Origin of the sequence: Cytobacillus sp. OWB-43, from assembly GCF_034651445.1 — a bacterium.
GTDB lineage: Bacteria > Bacillota > Bacilli > Bacillales > Cytobacillaceae > Cytobacillus > Cytobacillus kochii.
Window position 1 is genome coordinate 1,588,040 of record NZ_JAYEFF010000001.1, and the last position, 15,541, is coordinate 1,603,580.

A 15,541-nucleotide genomic window follows, 5' to 3' on the forward strand; every position below is an offset into this window, starting at 1 on the left:
TATAGATAAAAACAGCCCGATGCAAACCATTCAACTTGAAACATTATTTTTTATTAAACACACCGCGTCCAGCCCATTCAAATAATCTGGGAGCAATGGCAAATACTTTACTTCCTAAATTCATCCACCTTGGGAGATTGACCTCTCTTGTTGGCGTCAACATCACATCAACAACTTTTCGCGCAACATACTCCGCCTTTAACATATATCGCTGAACATTTTTCACATATGTGCCTTCTTTATCGGCAATATCAAAAAAATTCGTCTCAATTGGACCTGGGTTCACTGTTGTAATATACACACCTTGAGAAGCAACTTCCATCCTTAGGCTATTAGAATAACCTAATACTGCATGTTTGGTTGCAGAATAGGTACTTGATTTCGGCGTGGCAATTTTTCCAGCTTGTGAAGCGATATTGATAATATGCCCGCTTTTGGTCGCTAACATTTTTGGCAATACTTGCTGAGTGCAAGCAATTAAACCCAGTACATTCACATCGAACATGCCTTTTACTTCTTTCATATCTGCATCATGAGCATAAGTGAAAATGCCGTATCCCGCATTATTCACAAGGACGTCGATTACCTTAAACCGTTCGAGAATCAATGGGAAAACTTCCTCTACCTTTTCCATATTAGAGACATCTAAAGAAAATGTATAAATATCAATAGAATAGCGTTGCTCAAGCTCTTCTTTCATTGCAGCTAACTTATCTGTCCTTCTAGCCACTAAAGCAAGATTGGCTCCTCTTTCCGCACAAAGCCTTGCCATCTTTTCACCTATCCCACCTGATGCACCTGTAATAATAATGTTCTTTCCATGTAAATCTTTTACCATTTTATCACCTCATTTGGCTACTATAGAAAGACACACCGTCCTTCTTATACTCATTTACTTCCCCCATCGCAAGCAAATAGTCGAGCTGACCGATTGTTTCAGATACCGTAAGAGGTAATTGCATTTTGTAAGCTTTCGGAAAAAGGCGTTTACATATATCAAAGACCGTCATTGATTCTTCCATGAGCCATTTCTTGACCTTCATCGCACGTTCATGCTGTGCTTTTTTTCGTTGAGGAATGATTTCATTTACATTTGTGAAGACTTCTCCATGACCTGGCAATACAAGTGCAAGCGGATAACGGCTTAATTTATCAAGTGATTCGTTATATTGCAATAATGATTTAGGACGCTCAGATTGCCCCGGTAAAGGTGGCTCCATTAACGGATTCGGAGAAATATGAGCCAGCAGATGGTCACCACCAATATAAATTCCGTCACTTTCTCGCAATAAACCAATATGACTTTGCGCATGACCCGGCGTTTCAATAACACGCCATCCCTTTAACCCTGGAGGTTCGTCTCCCTCACAAATCTCTTGAGCTAATGAGCGATCACAGAAGTAGGCAAGCTCACTATGTAGTCTTGTCATTACTTTATCGTAATACTGAATCAAGCCAAACTCAGTGAGAACATGCTGATAAAAATCATTATTTTGCTGTAGGAAATCCTCTGTCCGATTGAGCCATCGCTCATTTAAAGGATGACCAATAATTTGCATATCAGCCGGAAAATAATCAAGCAGACCAACGTGATCTGGATGATGATGAGTAAGAATCACTTGCTCAATATCTGACAGTGTTAAGCCTAATTCATTTAGTTCTGACTGCAACGCTACCCAAGCTTCCTCTGTTTTAGGTCCAGCATCTATAAGGGTTAGCTTCTCTCCTTTGATGACATAAAGGTTAACATCACCTACAGGAAAAGGAGTAGGAATCACGAGTCGACCGATATCATTAATCCATTGTGCCATTTTCATTCCCTCCAACAATCATTATATTTAAATAAAATATGTGTAGAACAATCTAATCTTTAAACATATATATATTTAATCTTAGCTTTATTTCTCAACAATGTCATTATTTTCACATAACTTTTAACAAATTATCTCTAAAAACGAATGAAAATGTTATTGACAATTTCCCTTGTTATCCCTCATAATCACAATAAATTAATGATTTAACGCGATGAATAAGAATAGTAGATGAACATAAGACGAAAAGAGAGTGAAACTCAATTAGGCTGAAAGGTTTCACCGTCCACTAGTCCATCGAACCTACCTTATGAGTGTTAGCAAAACTAACCGTAGCCGGCGTTAACGGATTCGAGATTGTCTGTTCTAATTTAAAGAACATGACAAATGAAGGTGGTACCACGGAAGCACGTCCTTTCGTCCTTTACAGGATGAAGGGGCTTTTTTTATTGACCTTGACGGAGTTTGCAAGTACGAACCTTATCAACATTATCAAGGAGGAAAAAAAAATGAAAATCGCATTTATTGGCGCAGGTTCGATGGCTGAAGCTCTAATATCTGGCATCATTACGCAAAAATTAGTAAGTGGAAACAATGTATGGGTAACAAACAAATGCAATCAAGAAAAACTCTATGAATTACAACAATCTTATGGTGTCAACATATCTTATGACATAAAAGACATCCTCTCTCATGTCAATATCGTCTGCTTAGCTATGAAACCAAAGGATGTTGGAGAAGCGATTCAAAGTATTCGAGCTTATTTACGTAAAGACATGTTAATCGTCTCCGTCTTAGCAGGGGTATCCATTACTTCTATTGAAGAAATGGTAGACACAGACCTAGCTATTGTTCGAGCCATGCCTAATACTTCAGCAACAATTGGTAAATCTGCCAGTGCATTAGCCATCAATCATAATGTAAACCATTTACAATTAGAAACAGTTAAAGGAATGTTTGAAACAGTTGGTTTAACGACCATCGTAAAAGAGGAAGACTTAGATGCGGTTACAGGATTATCTGGAAGTGGTCCAGCCTATATTTATTATCTAGTTGAAGCGATGGAAAAAAGTGCAGTAGAAATAGGGCTCGAAAAAGAGGTAGCGAAAAAGTTTATTATTCAAACCTTAATAGGTGCTGCAGAAATGCTTGAGAGATCGTCAAAGGAATCTGCACAATTACGAAAAGAGGTCACTAGCCCTGGAGGAACAACAGAGGCAGGATTAAAGGTACTCGAAGCACATGCGGTACAAGAAGCATTTGTAGAATGCATTAAAGCAGCGACAGCACAGTCTAAAAAGCTTGGTGAGATTTTTGCTAATAACATGAAAGTTTAACCTAATAAATTGGTATCAATATTTACACTGCTGCACATTCATCATTTTTTTGCATTCTTTCTTGATTATAGATAGGGACTGGGACAAAAAAATACGAACAAACAGGATTACCACCATTTGCTCGTATTTCTATCACTCGATTAGCATCTTGATATTGTCTCAGTCTTTCAATTGTTACTTGAATAGATTAAATAAACCAGAAGAATCTAAGAACACAATTACAATAATGATTGGTACGATATATCTCATCAAAAAGAACCAAACATTAAATACCCCTGTCAGCGCCGTAGAGTTCATGATAATTTCGCTTTTTAATAAGTCTTTTTTCATTCGATATGATACGAATAGAGCAATCAACAAAGCACCAAAAGGTAAAAGAATATTACTCACTAAGAAATCAGCACTATCAAAAATAGATTTACCAAAAATAGTTATGTCAGATAGTAAGCTATAAGAAAGATTAGAAGGAATTCCGACAATGAATATCGCCAAACCAAATAACCAAGCGATTTTACCCCTATTTTTTGTCGCTCCTTTCGTAACCGAAGCTACTGCAATTTCAAGCATTGAAAAGGCAGAAGTCAGTGTGGCGAATAAGAACAAAGCTAAGAATAACAACAAGAAAACTTTTCCAAAAATAATTTGATCAAATACAGCTGGTAAGACGATGAATAGTAGGCCAGGGCCAGCAGTTGGTTCAAACCCTAATGAAAAGACGGCTGGAAAGATGGCCAAACCAGCCAGTATAGAAATGAATAAGTTCATTGCGACAACAGAAAGTGCCGGTTGTAACAAACTTTCTTTCTTTGATAAGTAAGAACTATACGTAACCATTACAGAAATCCCTACACTAAGAGAAAAGAATGATTGCCCCATCGCATATAATAAACTTTCAGAGTTTAATAAAGAGAAATTGGGTTGCAAGAAGAACTTTATTCCCTCTGAGGCGCCTTCTAATGTAACAGAACGAATAATAATAATAATAAACAAGATAAATAATGCTGGCATCATAAATTTACTTACCTTTTCAATCCCTTGCTGTACACCCTTGGCAACAACGAAAATTGTAATGATGAGGAATAACGCCTGTGCACCTAAAGAAATATACGGATTAGATACAGTTTCATTAAACAGACTCTCATACCCCGACATCCCTACACCTTTATCACTTGTTACTCCATAAAATAAATATTGAATAACCCAGCCACCGATTACACTATAAAAAGAGAGTAATAAGAAAGAAGTAAATACGCCTAAGTAACCAACCCAATGCCACTTTGTTTTAGGTGCAATCGTTTTATAGGCAGTAATCGCTTCTTTTCCTGTACTGCGTCCGATAACAAACTCAGCCAGCAGTAATGGAAAACCAATAAATAAAGAGAACAAAATGAATAATAAAATAAAAGCGCCACCACCACTTTCCCCAGTCACATAGGGTAGCTTCCATATCGCGCCTAAGCCAATTGCTGAACCTGCAGAAGCAAGAATAAATCCAAGCTTAGAAGACCATTGTTCGTTTTGCATGATTTTTTCCTCCTTTTTTAACCTTTATCTATATCTTCCCCATTATTTCATCCCTGGAAATTAGGACATTTGTCAACGTGAATTTTGCTATAAAAATCCTCTATTCCTTATTGAAAATAAAACAAAAAAGCCGCAAAGCTCATAAAGGGACGTGTGACTCACGCGGTACCACCCTTTTTGAAAGCTTGCGACTTTCCACTCGAATTCATAACGGTATTGATAACCGTCCTTACTGTCTTCGGCCGAACATGACAGCAAAGAAAAAGCTCCAAGAATGAAATTCATCTTATTTATAGTTCAGCTCACACCAACCGCTGACTCTCTTTACTAGGGAAATAAGGTTTACTAGTTTCTCTTCATTGCTTTATAAAATATAATTTTAAAAGTATAAATGTGATTATAGTACGATTACTATCTATAAGTCAATAACTGTTTTTTTAAATTTTTAAGATAAAATGAAACAGATATTTCTCCCTATGTCCTGAGTTGGTCCTACTGTCGCATTTGGTTAAACCGATAAACTACGCAATTATTTCCTAGGGATATCTATTTCTTTAAAATCTTCAGCAAGGACTACTGCAGGAAAATCTACCTTTGCCTGCTCTTCTAGCTGTGACCACTCACTACGTTCATAGCGTGAACTAATATGTGTGAGACATAATTGTTCTACACCCGCTTGCTGGGCTACAGCAGCTGCTTGGGCAATTGTTGAATGGTAATAATCATGTGCGAGCTGTTCCTCACCATTCGCAAAGGTTGCCTCATGAACAAGTAAATTTGCATTGCGTGCTAATTCAATTGCCGCCGAACAAAAACGCGTGTCACCTAAAATAGTCACGATTCTCCCCATTTGTGGTGGCCCAACATAATCTTTAGGATTAATTATGCGACCATCCTCAAGAGTAATTGTCTCACCCTCTTTAATTCTTTTAAAAATAGGACCTGGCCTTACACCATCTTCTATCAATTGATCAGCCATTAAAGTTCCCGGCAAATCTTTCTCTACAACCCGATAACCGAAAGATGGTATACCATGGTCAAGTTTCTTCGCTGTCACTATGAATTGATCATCACAACAAACGACCCCCTCGTCTATTTCAATAATCTCCAGAGGGTACTGCAAGTAAGTTTGACTAACCGAAAGAGACACTTCGATATATTCTTGTATTCCCTTTGGACCATACACTGTTAGCTTTTCTTTGCCGCCTTGATGTGAACGACTAGCTAAAAATCCCGGCAAACCATATATATGATCGCCATGAAGATGAGTAATAAAAACTTTCTCTATTCTTCTTGGCTTGATTGTTGTATGTAAAATTTGATGTTGTGTGGCTTCTCCACAATCGAACAACCATATGGCTCTTCTTTCATCTAAAAGCTTTAAAGCGATACTCGTAACATTCCTTGCTTTCGCAGGGACACCCGCACCTGTTCCTAAGAAAAAAACTTTCACTGCCTTTTCTTCCTTTCTCCTCATTCATTATTATCATCATACAGAAAAACACCATAAAGCTAAAGCGCTACAGTTATTTCCTTTTAAAAAAGGTTGCTGTTTTTCACTTTAAGCGATAAAATTTTATACTTGAGTGGGTATATATTTCATCGTTGAGATGAACCTAAAAAATAGAACTTTTTTACATAGAAAGGAATATCATTGTGAATAATTCAGAAAATCCAACTGCTTTGATTATGATATTCGGTGCAACAGGTGACTTAGCGAAACGTAAACTATTTCCATCACTTTACCGATTGTTTAAAAGAGGAAAACTATCTGAACGCTATTGTATCATTGGCGTTGCTAGACGAGAACTAACGAACAGTGCTTTTCAAGAAAGTGTGCGACAATCTATTGAAGAAGCTGAGGGGCATCATGATGACCTTAATGAGTTTATCACACACTTTTATTATCATTCCCATGATGTTACAGATTCCAGTTCTTATTTAGCGTTAAAAACACTAGCAAATGACTTAGATACACATTATCAATTAGAAGGTAATCGCATTTTCTATTTAGCGATGGCACCAGAATTCTTTGGCACAATTGCCGATCATTTAAAATCAGATGGACTAACAGATGTTGACGGTTTTAAACGTTTAGTGATTGAAAAACCATTTGGTCATGATCTACCTTCAGCAATAGAATTGAACAATCGCCTTCGCCAAGCGTTTGCTGAGGAAGAAGTTTATCGGATAGATCATTATTTAGGAAAAGAAATGGTCCAAAATATAGAGGTCATTCGCTTCGCCAACGCCATATTTGAACCACTATGGAATAATCGCTACATATCTAATATCCAAGTGACATCAAGTGAAGTATTAGGTGTTGAAGAACGTGGGAGATATTATGAGAATAGCGGTGCCCTTAGGGATATGGTGCAAAACCATATGCTGCAAATGGTTGCCTTACTTGCTATGGAACCACCAATTAAACTGACAGATGAGGAAATCCGTTCTGAAAAAGTAAAAGTGTTCCGTGCTTTGAAATCACTTGAAGGAGAGGCTGTAAAGGAGAATTTTGTTCGTGGCCAATATGGACCAAGCAACAAAAATAATGAGCCAATTAACGGTTATCGTCAAGAACCGATGGTCAAAGCTGACTCCAATACCGAAACTTTCGTTGCCGGAAAACTGATAATTGACAATTTCCGTTGGGCCGGTGTTCCTATTTACATCCGTACAGGAAAAAAGATGGCAACGAAATCAACAAAAATAGTCGTTCAATTCAAGGATATTCCAATGAATTTATACTATCAGCATGAAAAGACGTTAAACCCTAATTTACTCGTCATTCATATCCAACCAGATGAAGGAATTAGTCTTTACTTAAACGCACAAAAATCTGGTGACACAATGAATGCCACACCAGTAAAGCTCAACTTCTCCAACAATAGTGTCGATCACATGAACACACCTGAAGCTTATGAGCGACTCCTTTATGACTGTATGCGCGGAGACGCAACCAACTTTGCTCATTGGGATGAAGTAGCTTTATCTTGGAGCTTCGTCGATAAGATCTCACAAGTTTGGGAAAACCAACAAGCAGAGCAATTTCCAAACTACGAAGCGGGAACAATGGGTCCAAAAGCGGCTGACGAGTTATTAGAAAAAGACGGCTTCCACTGGTGGCCGGTAGAAAGTGGCGACTATCGTTAATATGAATGTACAATATAAAAGCATGGCATAAGGGAAAAAAACCTTATGCCTTGCTTTTATTTTTAGTTCAATTTTTAAGATTTAAAAAACACCACAACAAGATAGTTTGTGGTGTACATGTTTTCGCTTATTCTTTCTCTTTTTTTAATCGCTGTAAAAAATCTTTATTAAAGCTGGTTGATGTACCGATATTGGCTTTTTTCTTTTGTATAGACTCAAGAGACGCTGCCTGATCAACAATCGATTGGCCATACTTTTTCCTCAAACTTTCAATGGTTTGGTAAAGAGGCTCTTTTTTGGCGTCTTCTTCATAATGAAATAAATCTAATTGTTTCACAGCTTGTCCTTTTTCGACAAGATCCGTACCAGTTATGCCAAGCAACCTCACAGCATCACCACTCCAGTGTTTCATAAAGAGATGCTGAGCCTGATTATAGATTTCTTCCACTGACTGAATAGCAAAACCAATTTTTTTGCTTCTCGTAATCGTATGGCGGTTTTTATAACGGATCATCACGCTTATACCAGTAGCATAGACTTTTTTTCGTTTTAGCCTCGTAGACACTTTAAAAGCGAGTTGATTCAACACTTCAAAAAGTTCTTTCTGCTTACTCATATCCCGAGGGAGTGTCGTTGAGTTACCGATACTTTTAAATTCCTCGGCAGCTTCTGGATCAACCGGACGTGAATCTATGCCATTTGCTCTATCTTTTAAACGCTCACCATTAATGCCTAATGAAGATTTTATCATGAACGTGTCTGCCTTCGCTAAATCACCAATCGTATAAATACGCATACTTTCAAGCTTCTCACTTGTCTTCTGACCAACACCATGCATTTCTTTTACAGGAAGAGGCCACAATTTACTAGGCACATCCCTTTTTCTTAATATTGTAATGCCAAGAGGCTTCTTCATATCAGAGGCCATTTTGGCTAAAAATTTATTTGGTGCAATGCCAATACTACAAGGTAAATCTAACTGCTCTTTTATACGGTTCTGAATAATTGAAGCCACTTCAATAGGAGTGCCAAACTGGTCGCTAGCAGTAATATCCATATACCCTTCATCAATAGAGACAGGCTCTACAAGATCTGAATAATGATTAAGCACCTCAAACATACCAATTGACGCTGCACGATACCTTTCAAAATTAGGGCGTAAAATTATTAATTGCGGACATAACTTTTTCGCTTCCCACAATGGCATCGTTGTTTTTACGCCAAATCTCCTTGCTTCATAGCTGCAAGTTACAATAATCCCTCTACGCTCCTCAGGATTTCCAGCAATAGCAATAGGCTTCCCCTTTAATGTCGGATCATAGGCCATTTCTACAGATGCATAAAAACTATTCATATCAACATGTAAAATCACTCGGCCTGCTTTAGGATACATTGAATTCACTTAAAGCACATCCTTTAGGTTTGTATCCTCCAATTATAGCAAATAGATTATAAAGCTGCCTCTGCTTCTTTAGATTCTGTAATATATTCAGCAATGGAAACATTACCATCCAATGAGCTTAAGAAGCGATGGCTGTCAATGATAGAAATTAATCTATTTTTAAAATTAGCAATCCCTTTTAAGTAGTCTAGACGAATATGTAAAAGAAGTCCTGGCTTTTCAATAAGACCTTCCGCTATATCAATAATCTCCTTCGTTTCCGCAACAAGTAAACCGTATTCAAATTCTTCTCCTTGAATGATGATGATTCTTCTATCGTTACTTTCTTCAATCGCTCGATCATAAAATATCATTTCAATATCAAGAACCGGGACAAGGTGGCCCCGAGAACGTATCATACCTTTTACATAATGCGGGAGTTGTGGGACTGATGTAAAACCTTCTGCCCGTTCTATAGCAATGACCTGATCAATAGTAATCGCATACTCTTCCTGCCTACATCGAAACACAATATATTTATCCAAAAGATTCACTCCTTCTTTTGTTCATAGTAAAAATATATCATATAATTAGTAAAAAAGAAGAGAGAAGAGTAGGGACTATTTTCCTAATGGAGAATTATATCTTTGATAGGGTTCTATCTGTTCTTCACAACATTTCCACCAAATTCTATTGGGATCATTTATGTAAATGTCAATTCTAACGATGTACAATTTTGGTTATTTAAGAACGTACAAATATGTACTACGGGAATAAATAATCGCAAATTCATCTATTTTCTAGTGCTTTTTGTACGAAAACGTGACTTGTGCAACCCTCTGACTTATGCTTTTGTCTTTTGCACGTTAACATGATGTACTTCCAATCTTTCTTCTTTTGAATTGAACGAGCACACCCCATTTGCTCATATACCTTTCTAATAATTAGCAAAAATTCGCTGTGTATGAAGGTTATCCGTCCAACTCATTCTCCTACTTTTCTTCTCATTTATGTTCACCAAAACCACTCTAAGAATAATTTTTCATCAACAAAAAAGAAAGCCGCTAGCACAAATTAAAATGTGCTCTGCGACTTTCAAGGTTGGCCTTACTTGAGCTGTAGCTATGCTCTAACACGAGGATTTAAGCTGCTACTTCCTCGATAATTGCTATTACCATTTCAGCTAACTTATTGAGCTCTTCGATAGACATTCTTTCGTTCGTTGTGTGAATTTCTTCATAACCTACTGCCAAGTTTACTGTAGGAATATCAAATCCAGCAATAATGTTGGCATCACTGCCACCACCGCTATGCAATAATTCCGGTTTACGCCCTACTTTTTCCGCCGCCTTTTTGGCAACTTCGACAACATGGTCACCGTCTGCAAATTTGAATCCTGGGTACATCACTTCAATATTAACTTCTGCTCTGCCACCCATTTCTTCTGCTGCACTTTCAAATGCCACTTTCATTTTCTCAACTTGCGCTTCCATTTTTTCAGCAATGAGAGAGCGTGCTTCCGCAAGAACGTCGACATGATCACATACGATATTTGTTTGTTTTCCGCCTTCAAAGCGACCGATATTGGCTGTTGTTTCTTCATCAATTCTACCTAAAGGCATTCTAGAAATCGCTTTTGATGCCATCGTAATTGCAGAAATACCTTTTTCTGGTGCTACTCCAGCATGTGCCGTTTTGCCAATCATCGTTGCTCTCACTTTCGCTTGTGTCGGAGCAGCAACAATAATATTACCTACTTTTCCATCGCTATCAAGAGCATAGCCGAATTTTGCTTGAATGAGAGAAGAGTCTAATGCTTTTGCACCAACTAGTCCAGATTCTTCACCGACAGTAATTATAAATTGGATTGTACCGTGAGCAATATTTTGCTCTTTAAGTACTTTGACGATTTCAAGCATTACCGCTAACCCAGTCTTATCATCAGCACCTAAAATCGTTGTGCCATCTGTAACTACATAACCATCCTGAATTGAAGGTTTGACCCCGATACCAGGCACAACCGTATCCATATGAGATGTGAAATAAATAGGGTCAACGCCTTCTTTATTTCCTTGAAGTGTACAAATTAAGTTGCCCGCTCCATGCCCTGTCACCGCAGTCGTATCATCTTCAAATACTTCTACTCCAATGTCACGGAATTTCTTTTTTAATACTTTTGCAATCTGTGCTTCATCCTTTGTTTCAGAATCAATTTGCACAAGTTCTAAAAACTCATTTAACAGTCTTTCTTCATTAATCATCCGTCAATAACCTCCAAATATCACGAGCCTTATTATGCTTTTAAACAGTTCTCTTCAACACTAATTAGTATACTCCTAACGAAACTTATCAGCAAATAAAGAATGTTTTATTCTATAAAGGCATATTCCCATGCTTTTTAAACGGGCGTGTTTCCTTTTTATTTTTTAACATATCTAACGCCTGGATGATTTTTATTCTTGTTTCTCTTGGATCAATGACATCATCTACCATACCCCGACTGGCTGCGACATATGGGTTGGCAAATTTTTCACGATACTCTTCTATTTTTTGCGCTCTCGTTTGTTCAGGATTTTCACTCGTGGCAATCTCCTTAGCAAAAATAATATTAGCTGCCCCTTGAGGGCCCATGACAGCCACCTCAGCGTTTGGCCAAGCAAAAACCAAGTCTGCCCCAATAGATTTACTATTCAGCGCTACATAAGCCCCTCCGAACGCTTTTCGCAGTATGACGGTTAACTTAGGTACCGTTGCTTCTGAATAGGCATAAAGAATTTTTGCGCCATGACGAATAATTCCCCCATGTTCTTGCTTAATCCCAGGAAAGAACCCAGTTACGTCCTCAAAAGTCACTAATGGGATATTAAATGAGTCACAGAAACGAATAAAGCGGGCTGCTTTATCAGATGAATCAATATCTAACCCGCCAGCCATCACTTTAGGTTGATTACAAACAAGTCCAATTGATTCTCCCTTTATCCTCGCTAAGCCAACAACAATATTCTTGGCAAAATCAGGTTGCACCTCTAAGAAAGAATCAGCATCCACCACTTGATCAATTACTTTACGAACATCATAAGGTCTAATTGCATCAAATGGAATGATATCCGTTAAATCTGGTCGATAATCATCTGTTGATTCATCTGCTTTTCTTGGTGTGCGTTCTTCATTGTTTTGCGGGAGATAACTTAATAAATCCCGAACTTGCGCAATGACCTCTTCCTCTGTCTTTCCTTTAAAGTGAGCATTGCCACTTATCGTATTATGTACGTTTGCTCCACCTAAATCTTCTGCCGTAATTTTTTCTCCAGTAACGGTCTCAATCACTTTTGGTCCTGTAATGAACATTTGGCTCGTATTCTCGACCATAAAAACAAAGTCAGTAATAGCTGGCGAATAAACAGCCCCACCTGCACACGGACCTAAAATAACAGATATTTGTGGGATAACACCTGAATAAATTGAATTTCTATAAAAAATCTGTCCATATCCATCTAAAGAAACGACACCTTCTTGTATACGGGCACCACCAGAATCATTTAAGCCAATAAACGGAGCTCCGTTCTCTGCGGCTAAGTCCATAACATTCACAATTTTTTTTGCATGCATTTCCCCTAGTGCACCACCAAAAACGGTAAAATCCTGTGAGAAAAGAAAGATCGGACGCCCGTTCACTTTTCCATATCCAGTAATAACCCCATCACCAGGCCCTTTTTGTTTATCTAAACCAAAATCATTGCTACGGTGTTCAATAAACGGGTTTAATTCCACAAATGTACCATCATCGACTAATAAAGCAATTCTTTCTCTTGCTGTTAGTTTTCCTTTTTCATGTTGTTTTTCAATTCTTTCGTCTCCGCCACCAAGCTCTACTTCTCTTCTACGATCATAAAGTTCGTTAATTTTTTCATAGATGTCTGCCATTAGCTTGTCATTCCCTTCTTTTCACATAATTCATATAAAACACTGCCAGTTGATTTAGGATGCATGAAGGCTACACTCGCTCCACCTGCACCCAATTTTGGCTGATCTTGAATCATTTGAATGCCTTTTGTTTTCATTTCTTCGATTCTCTCTTGAATAGAATGGACGCCCAATGCCACATGATGAAGACCTTCTCCCCTTTTAGCGATAAACTTCGCTACAGCGCTTTCATCTGTTTGCGGCTCTAATAACTCAAGTTTCGTCTCCCCAATTTGAATAAAGGCTACTTTAATGCCTTCACTCTTCACTTCTTCAATTCCTAACAAAGGTAATTGCAATGTTTCCGTATAAAAAGGTAATGATTGCGCTAATGATCGAACAGCGATACCAATATGATCAATTTTTTTGATCAACGAAATCCCCCCTATTCTATCTATTTAAAAATATCATTATTTTCTAACTATATATAATTATAATAATTTTCCACGAATATGTCGAATATACGAGAAAAAAACTCTATGTTGTTCAAATGAGAAAATCCTAGTAAAATAAAGAGGAATACCACTCAAGGGAGAGGGTGAAAGAAATTGCCGAAAAAAACAATGAAGATCATAGTCTATTTGATGATTTTCGTTATGCTTGCATCAACACTTCTAATGGGTCTAACGATGTTCTTCTAATATAAAATTAAAAAAGCATGGAACTACTTGAAGCTTAACAAGAAAAAGGACGGCTCAGCACTCGGAAATTCCGAATGTTGAGCCGTCCTTTTATAACGCGCCATATTTTTTCGCTAATTGTTCTGTGGTTTCATCAGTTGAAACAATTAATATTTTCGTTCCAATAGGAATTCTCTCAAATAAAGCTTCAACATGGTCATTCTTCAGGCGAATACAACCATTAGAGACATAGTGACCTATCGAATCTGGGTCATTGGTGCCGTGAATGCCATAAATTCTGCCATCTGTCTCCTTCGCATCAAACCCCATCCAGCGTGTGCCTAACGGATTATTTTTCTTTCCTCCTGGAATGTCTTTTTTTCGATAATAAGGATTTTCCGCTTTTACTATAATTGTAAACATACCCTCTGGTGTTAAGCTATCAGTCTTTCCTGTAGCAACATGAACAACCTGTTGAACCTCCCTATTATCAATAAAAGTTAGCTCATTTGTGCGCTTATTTACAATCACGAAAGGATCTCCCGGTAACGGGTTTGGGCCAATGGGCCAAAGTGGAGAAATCATTAACACTAGAAAAAGATGACTCATCACATTTAGCAATAGAATCACATCCTTTTTCCCTTTATTGTTCTCCAGTGGCTGTATTTTGATACAAACTCTTGCTTCCTTTTAACCCCGCAAATTGACTTTTGATAAAGAGATATTCTTCCATTTCTTTAATAAAATAAAGTAAATCCGCGCGTGCTTCAAATTCTTCTCTTGTTTGTGGTAATGGCATTTCAGCGAATTGGGCCCGCATTTGTTGTAACTTATCGATGAAGAGACTGGCCGTGTTTCCTGGATGAATATGTTCGGATAAATCCTCTATAAAATCAGCTATCATCTCTGCTTGCTCAACATTTTCATCTATCGCTGTCACCACTGGCAAAACATGCTCAATGATTTCAAATTGTTTCTCTCTCATTTTGAAATAACTATAATAGAGACTCTCGTTCCTTAATACATGATTTTCCACTTCTCTGAATGCTAATGCTTTTGCTTCTTCAATTAATTGATACGTCTCCGTGATTTCCTTACCATCCCAAGTACTTTCATTTGTTCTTAAATATATGACAATCTCATCAAAAATCAGTTTGAAATTTTGTTCAATTTCTACTTGATATTCCTTTAATTTCACGTCAAGGCTAGGCATGTATAAATTGGCTAATAATGCAATTCCAACCCCAATGATAATAATTCCTACCTCATTTAAAATCAGTCCCACTGTCACTTGTTCAGCTGAATAAATATGTAGAATAATAACGGAACTTGTAACAATTCCATCGCTAGCTTTGAACATCACCGCTAATGGAATAAACACAAGTAAGACGATACCAATAACTAATGGATGATAGGCAAGTATTTCAAAGAGTAGAGACGCAACAAATATAGCAATGAAACACGCGAATATCCGATCCCATGAAGCACGCAAGGAATCTTTTTTTGTCACCTTCACACATAAAATTGTTAAAATACCGGCGGAGACATAATTCTCCAAACCAAGCATTTGCGCAATCATAATAGCAAGAGTTGCTCCGACTGCCGTTTTCACTGTTCTATAGCCTATTCTAAATTTCATCTTATTACTCCTCGTATGTTCATCATGCTAGTGCATTAAGAACGAATCAGTCTCGTATTCTAAAGCGAAATGTATCATTCAACATCCTTCATAACCATTCCCTACAAAATATA

At 37.6% G+C, this 15,541-nt stretch carries 14 protein-coding genes and 1 other annotated feature; of the genes, 3 read left to right on the plus strand and 11 right to left on the minus strand.

The window, feature by feature from the left end; genetic code table 11:
• Positions 1-43 precede the first annotated feature (43 nt).
• Positions 44-838, minus strand: a complete 795-nt coding sequence (locus tag U9M49_RS07765) for an SDR family oxidoreductase (protein WP_322909576.1) — start codon at positions 836-838, stop codon at positions 44-46.
• Positions 839-842: 4 nt separating this feature from the next.
• A complete protein-coding gene (locus tag U9M49_RS07770; protein WP_095372666.1) occupies positions 843-1,811 on the minus strand; it encodes an MBL fold metallo-hydrolase in 969 nt (322 codons plus the stop codon).
• 509 nt (positions 1,812-2,320) lie between these two features.
• Between U9M49_RS07770 and proC the strand changes: the two genes are divergently transcribed.
• Positions 2,321-3,148 carry a pyrroline-5-carboxylate reductase gene (proC, locus tag U9M49_RS07775; RefSeq protein WP_095372665.1) on the plus strand — a complete coding sequence of 276 codons (828 nt, stop codon included), beginning with the start codon at positions 2,321-2,323 and terminating at the stop codon, positions 3,146-3,148.
• 174 nt (positions 3,149-3,322) lie between these two features.
• On the opposite strand, the gene U9M49_RS07780 is transcribed toward proC, so the two are convergent.
• Positions 3,323-4,675, minus strand: a complete 1,353-nt coding sequence (locus U9M49_RS07780; RefSeq protein WP_095372664.1) for a sodium-dependent transporter — start codon at positions 4,673-4,675, stop codon at positions 3,323-3,325.
• A gap of 139 nt (positions 4,676-4,814) precedes the next feature.
• Positions 4,815-5,041, minus strand: a binding site (T-box leader).
• A 160-nt stretch (positions 5,042-5,201) separates the two neighbouring features.
• The gene (gene rnz / locus U9M49_RS07785; protein ID WP_095373651.1) at positions 5,202-6,125 is read right to left on the minus strand and encodes a ribonuclease Z; all 924 of its coding nucleotides are present in this window, start codon (positions 6,123-6,125) and stop codon (positions 5,202-5,204) included.
• Between the two features lie 236 nt (positions 6,126-6,361).
• Between rnz and zwf the strand changes: the two genes are divergently transcribed.
• On the plus strand, positions 6,362-7,825 hold the full coding sequence (gene zwf, locus U9M49_RS07790) for a glucose-6-phosphate dehydrogenase (protein WP_307313734.1): 1,464 nt from the start codon (positions 6,362-6,364) through the stop codon (positions 7,823-7,825).
• Positions 7,826-7,952: 127 nt separating this feature from the next.
• Here zwf and U9M49_RS07795 read toward each other — a convergent pair whose 3' ends face one another.
• From U9M49_RS07795 to mce, 5 genes are all read right to left on the minus strand, one after another.
• Entirely contained in the window at positions 7,953-9,227 is a 1,275-nt protein-coding gene (locus U9M49_RS07795; RefSeq protein WP_095372662.1) for a DNA polymerase IV, read from the minus strand.
• Between the two features lie 47 nt (positions 9,228-9,274).
• The gene (locus tag U9M49_RS07800; protein WP_157733941.1) at positions 9,275-9,751 is read right to left on the minus strand and encodes a chemotaxis protein CheW; all 477 of its coding nucleotides are present in this window, start codon (positions 9,749-9,751) and stop codon (positions 9,275-9,277) included.
• A 597-nt stretch (positions 9,752-10,348) separates the two neighbouring features.
• Complete coding sequence (locus tag U9M49_RS07805) at positions 10,349-11,467, minus strand: M20/M25/M40 family metallo-hydrolase (RefSeq protein WP_095372660.1); 1,119 nt, start codon at positions 11,465-11,467, stop codon at positions 10,349-10,351.
• Between the two features lie 112 nt (positions 11,468-11,579).
• On the minus strand, positions 11,580-13,130 hold the full coding sequence (locus tag U9M49_RS07810) for an acyl-CoA carboxylase subunit beta (protein ID WP_307312961.1): 1,551 nt from the start codon (positions 13,128-13,130) through the stop codon (positions 11,580-11,582).
• Positions 13,130-13,543: a methylmalonyl-CoA epimerase gene (gene mce / locus U9M49_RS07815; RefSeq protein WP_307312959.1), complete on the minus strand. Its 414-nt coding sequence runs from the start codon at positions 13,541-13,543 to the stop codon at positions 13,130-13,132. The genes U9M49_RS07810 and mce overlap by 1 nt, the downstream gene beginning before the upstream one ends.
• Positions 13,544-13,732: 189 nt before the next feature.
• On the opposite strand from mce, the gene prli42 reads away from it, so the two are divergent.
• Positions 13,733-13,810, plus strand: coding sequence for a stressosome-associated protein Prli42 (prli42, locus tag U9M49_RS07820; RefSeq protein ID WP_218971988.1), 78 nt, complete (start codon positions 13,733-13,735; stop codon positions 13,808-13,810).
• A 90-nt stretch (positions 13,811-13,900) separates the two neighbouring features.
• Here prli42 and U9M49_RS07825 read toward each other — a convergent pair whose 3' ends face one another.
• Both U9M49_RS07825 and U9M49_RS07830 read right to left on the minus strand, forming a co-directional pair.
• Entirely contained in the window at positions 13,901-14,398 is a 498-nt protein-coding gene (locus tag U9M49_RS07825) for a L,D-transpeptidase (protein ID WP_307313732.1), read from the minus strand.
• Between the two features lie 34 nt (positions 14,399-14,432).
• On the minus strand, positions 14,433-15,428 hold the full coding sequence (locus U9M49_RS07830) for an aromatic acid exporter family protein (protein ID WP_224936034.1): 996 nt from the start codon (positions 15,426-15,428) through the stop codon (positions 14,433-14,435).
• Between the last annotated feature and the right edge of the window lie 113 nt (positions 15,429-15,541).

Bases quoted from the DNA above. Each gene is read 5' to 3' on its own strand.
- U9M49_RS07770 (WP_095372666.1), bottom strand. From the start codon at position 1,811: ATGGCACAATGGATTAATGATATCGGTCGACTCGTGATTCCTACTCCT.
- prli42 (WP_218971988.1), top strand. From the start codon at position 13,733: ATGAAGATCATAGTCTATTTGATGATTTTCGTTATGCTTGCATCAACA.
- U9M49_RS07830 (WP_224936034.1), bottom strand. From the start codon at position 15,428: ATGAAATTTAGAATAGGCTATAGAACAGTGAAAACGGCAGTCGGAGCA.
- U9M49_RS07810 (WP_307312961.1), bottom strand. From the start codon at position 13,130: ATGGCAGACATCTATGAAAAAATTAACGAACTTTATGATCGTAGAAGA.
- U9M49_RS07805 (WP_095372660.1), bottom strand. From the start codon at position 11,467: ATGATTAATGAAGAAAGACTGTTAAATGAGTTTTTAGAACTTGTGCAA.
- proC (WP_095372665.1), top strand. From the start codon at position 2,321: ATGAAAATCGCATTTATTGGCGCAGGTTCGATGGCTGAAGCTCTAATA.
- zwf (WP_307313734.1), top strand. From the start codon at position 6,362: ATGATATTCGGTGCAACAGGTGACTTAGCGAAACGTAAACTATTTCCA.
- U9M49_RS07765 (WP_322909576.1), bottom strand. From the start codon at position 838: ATGGTAAAAGATTTACATGGAAAGAACATTATTATTACAGGTGCATCA.
- U9M49_RS07825 (WP_307313732.1), bottom strand. From the start codon at position 14,398: ATGAGTCATCTTTTTCTAGTGTTAATGATTTCTCCACTTTGGCCCATT.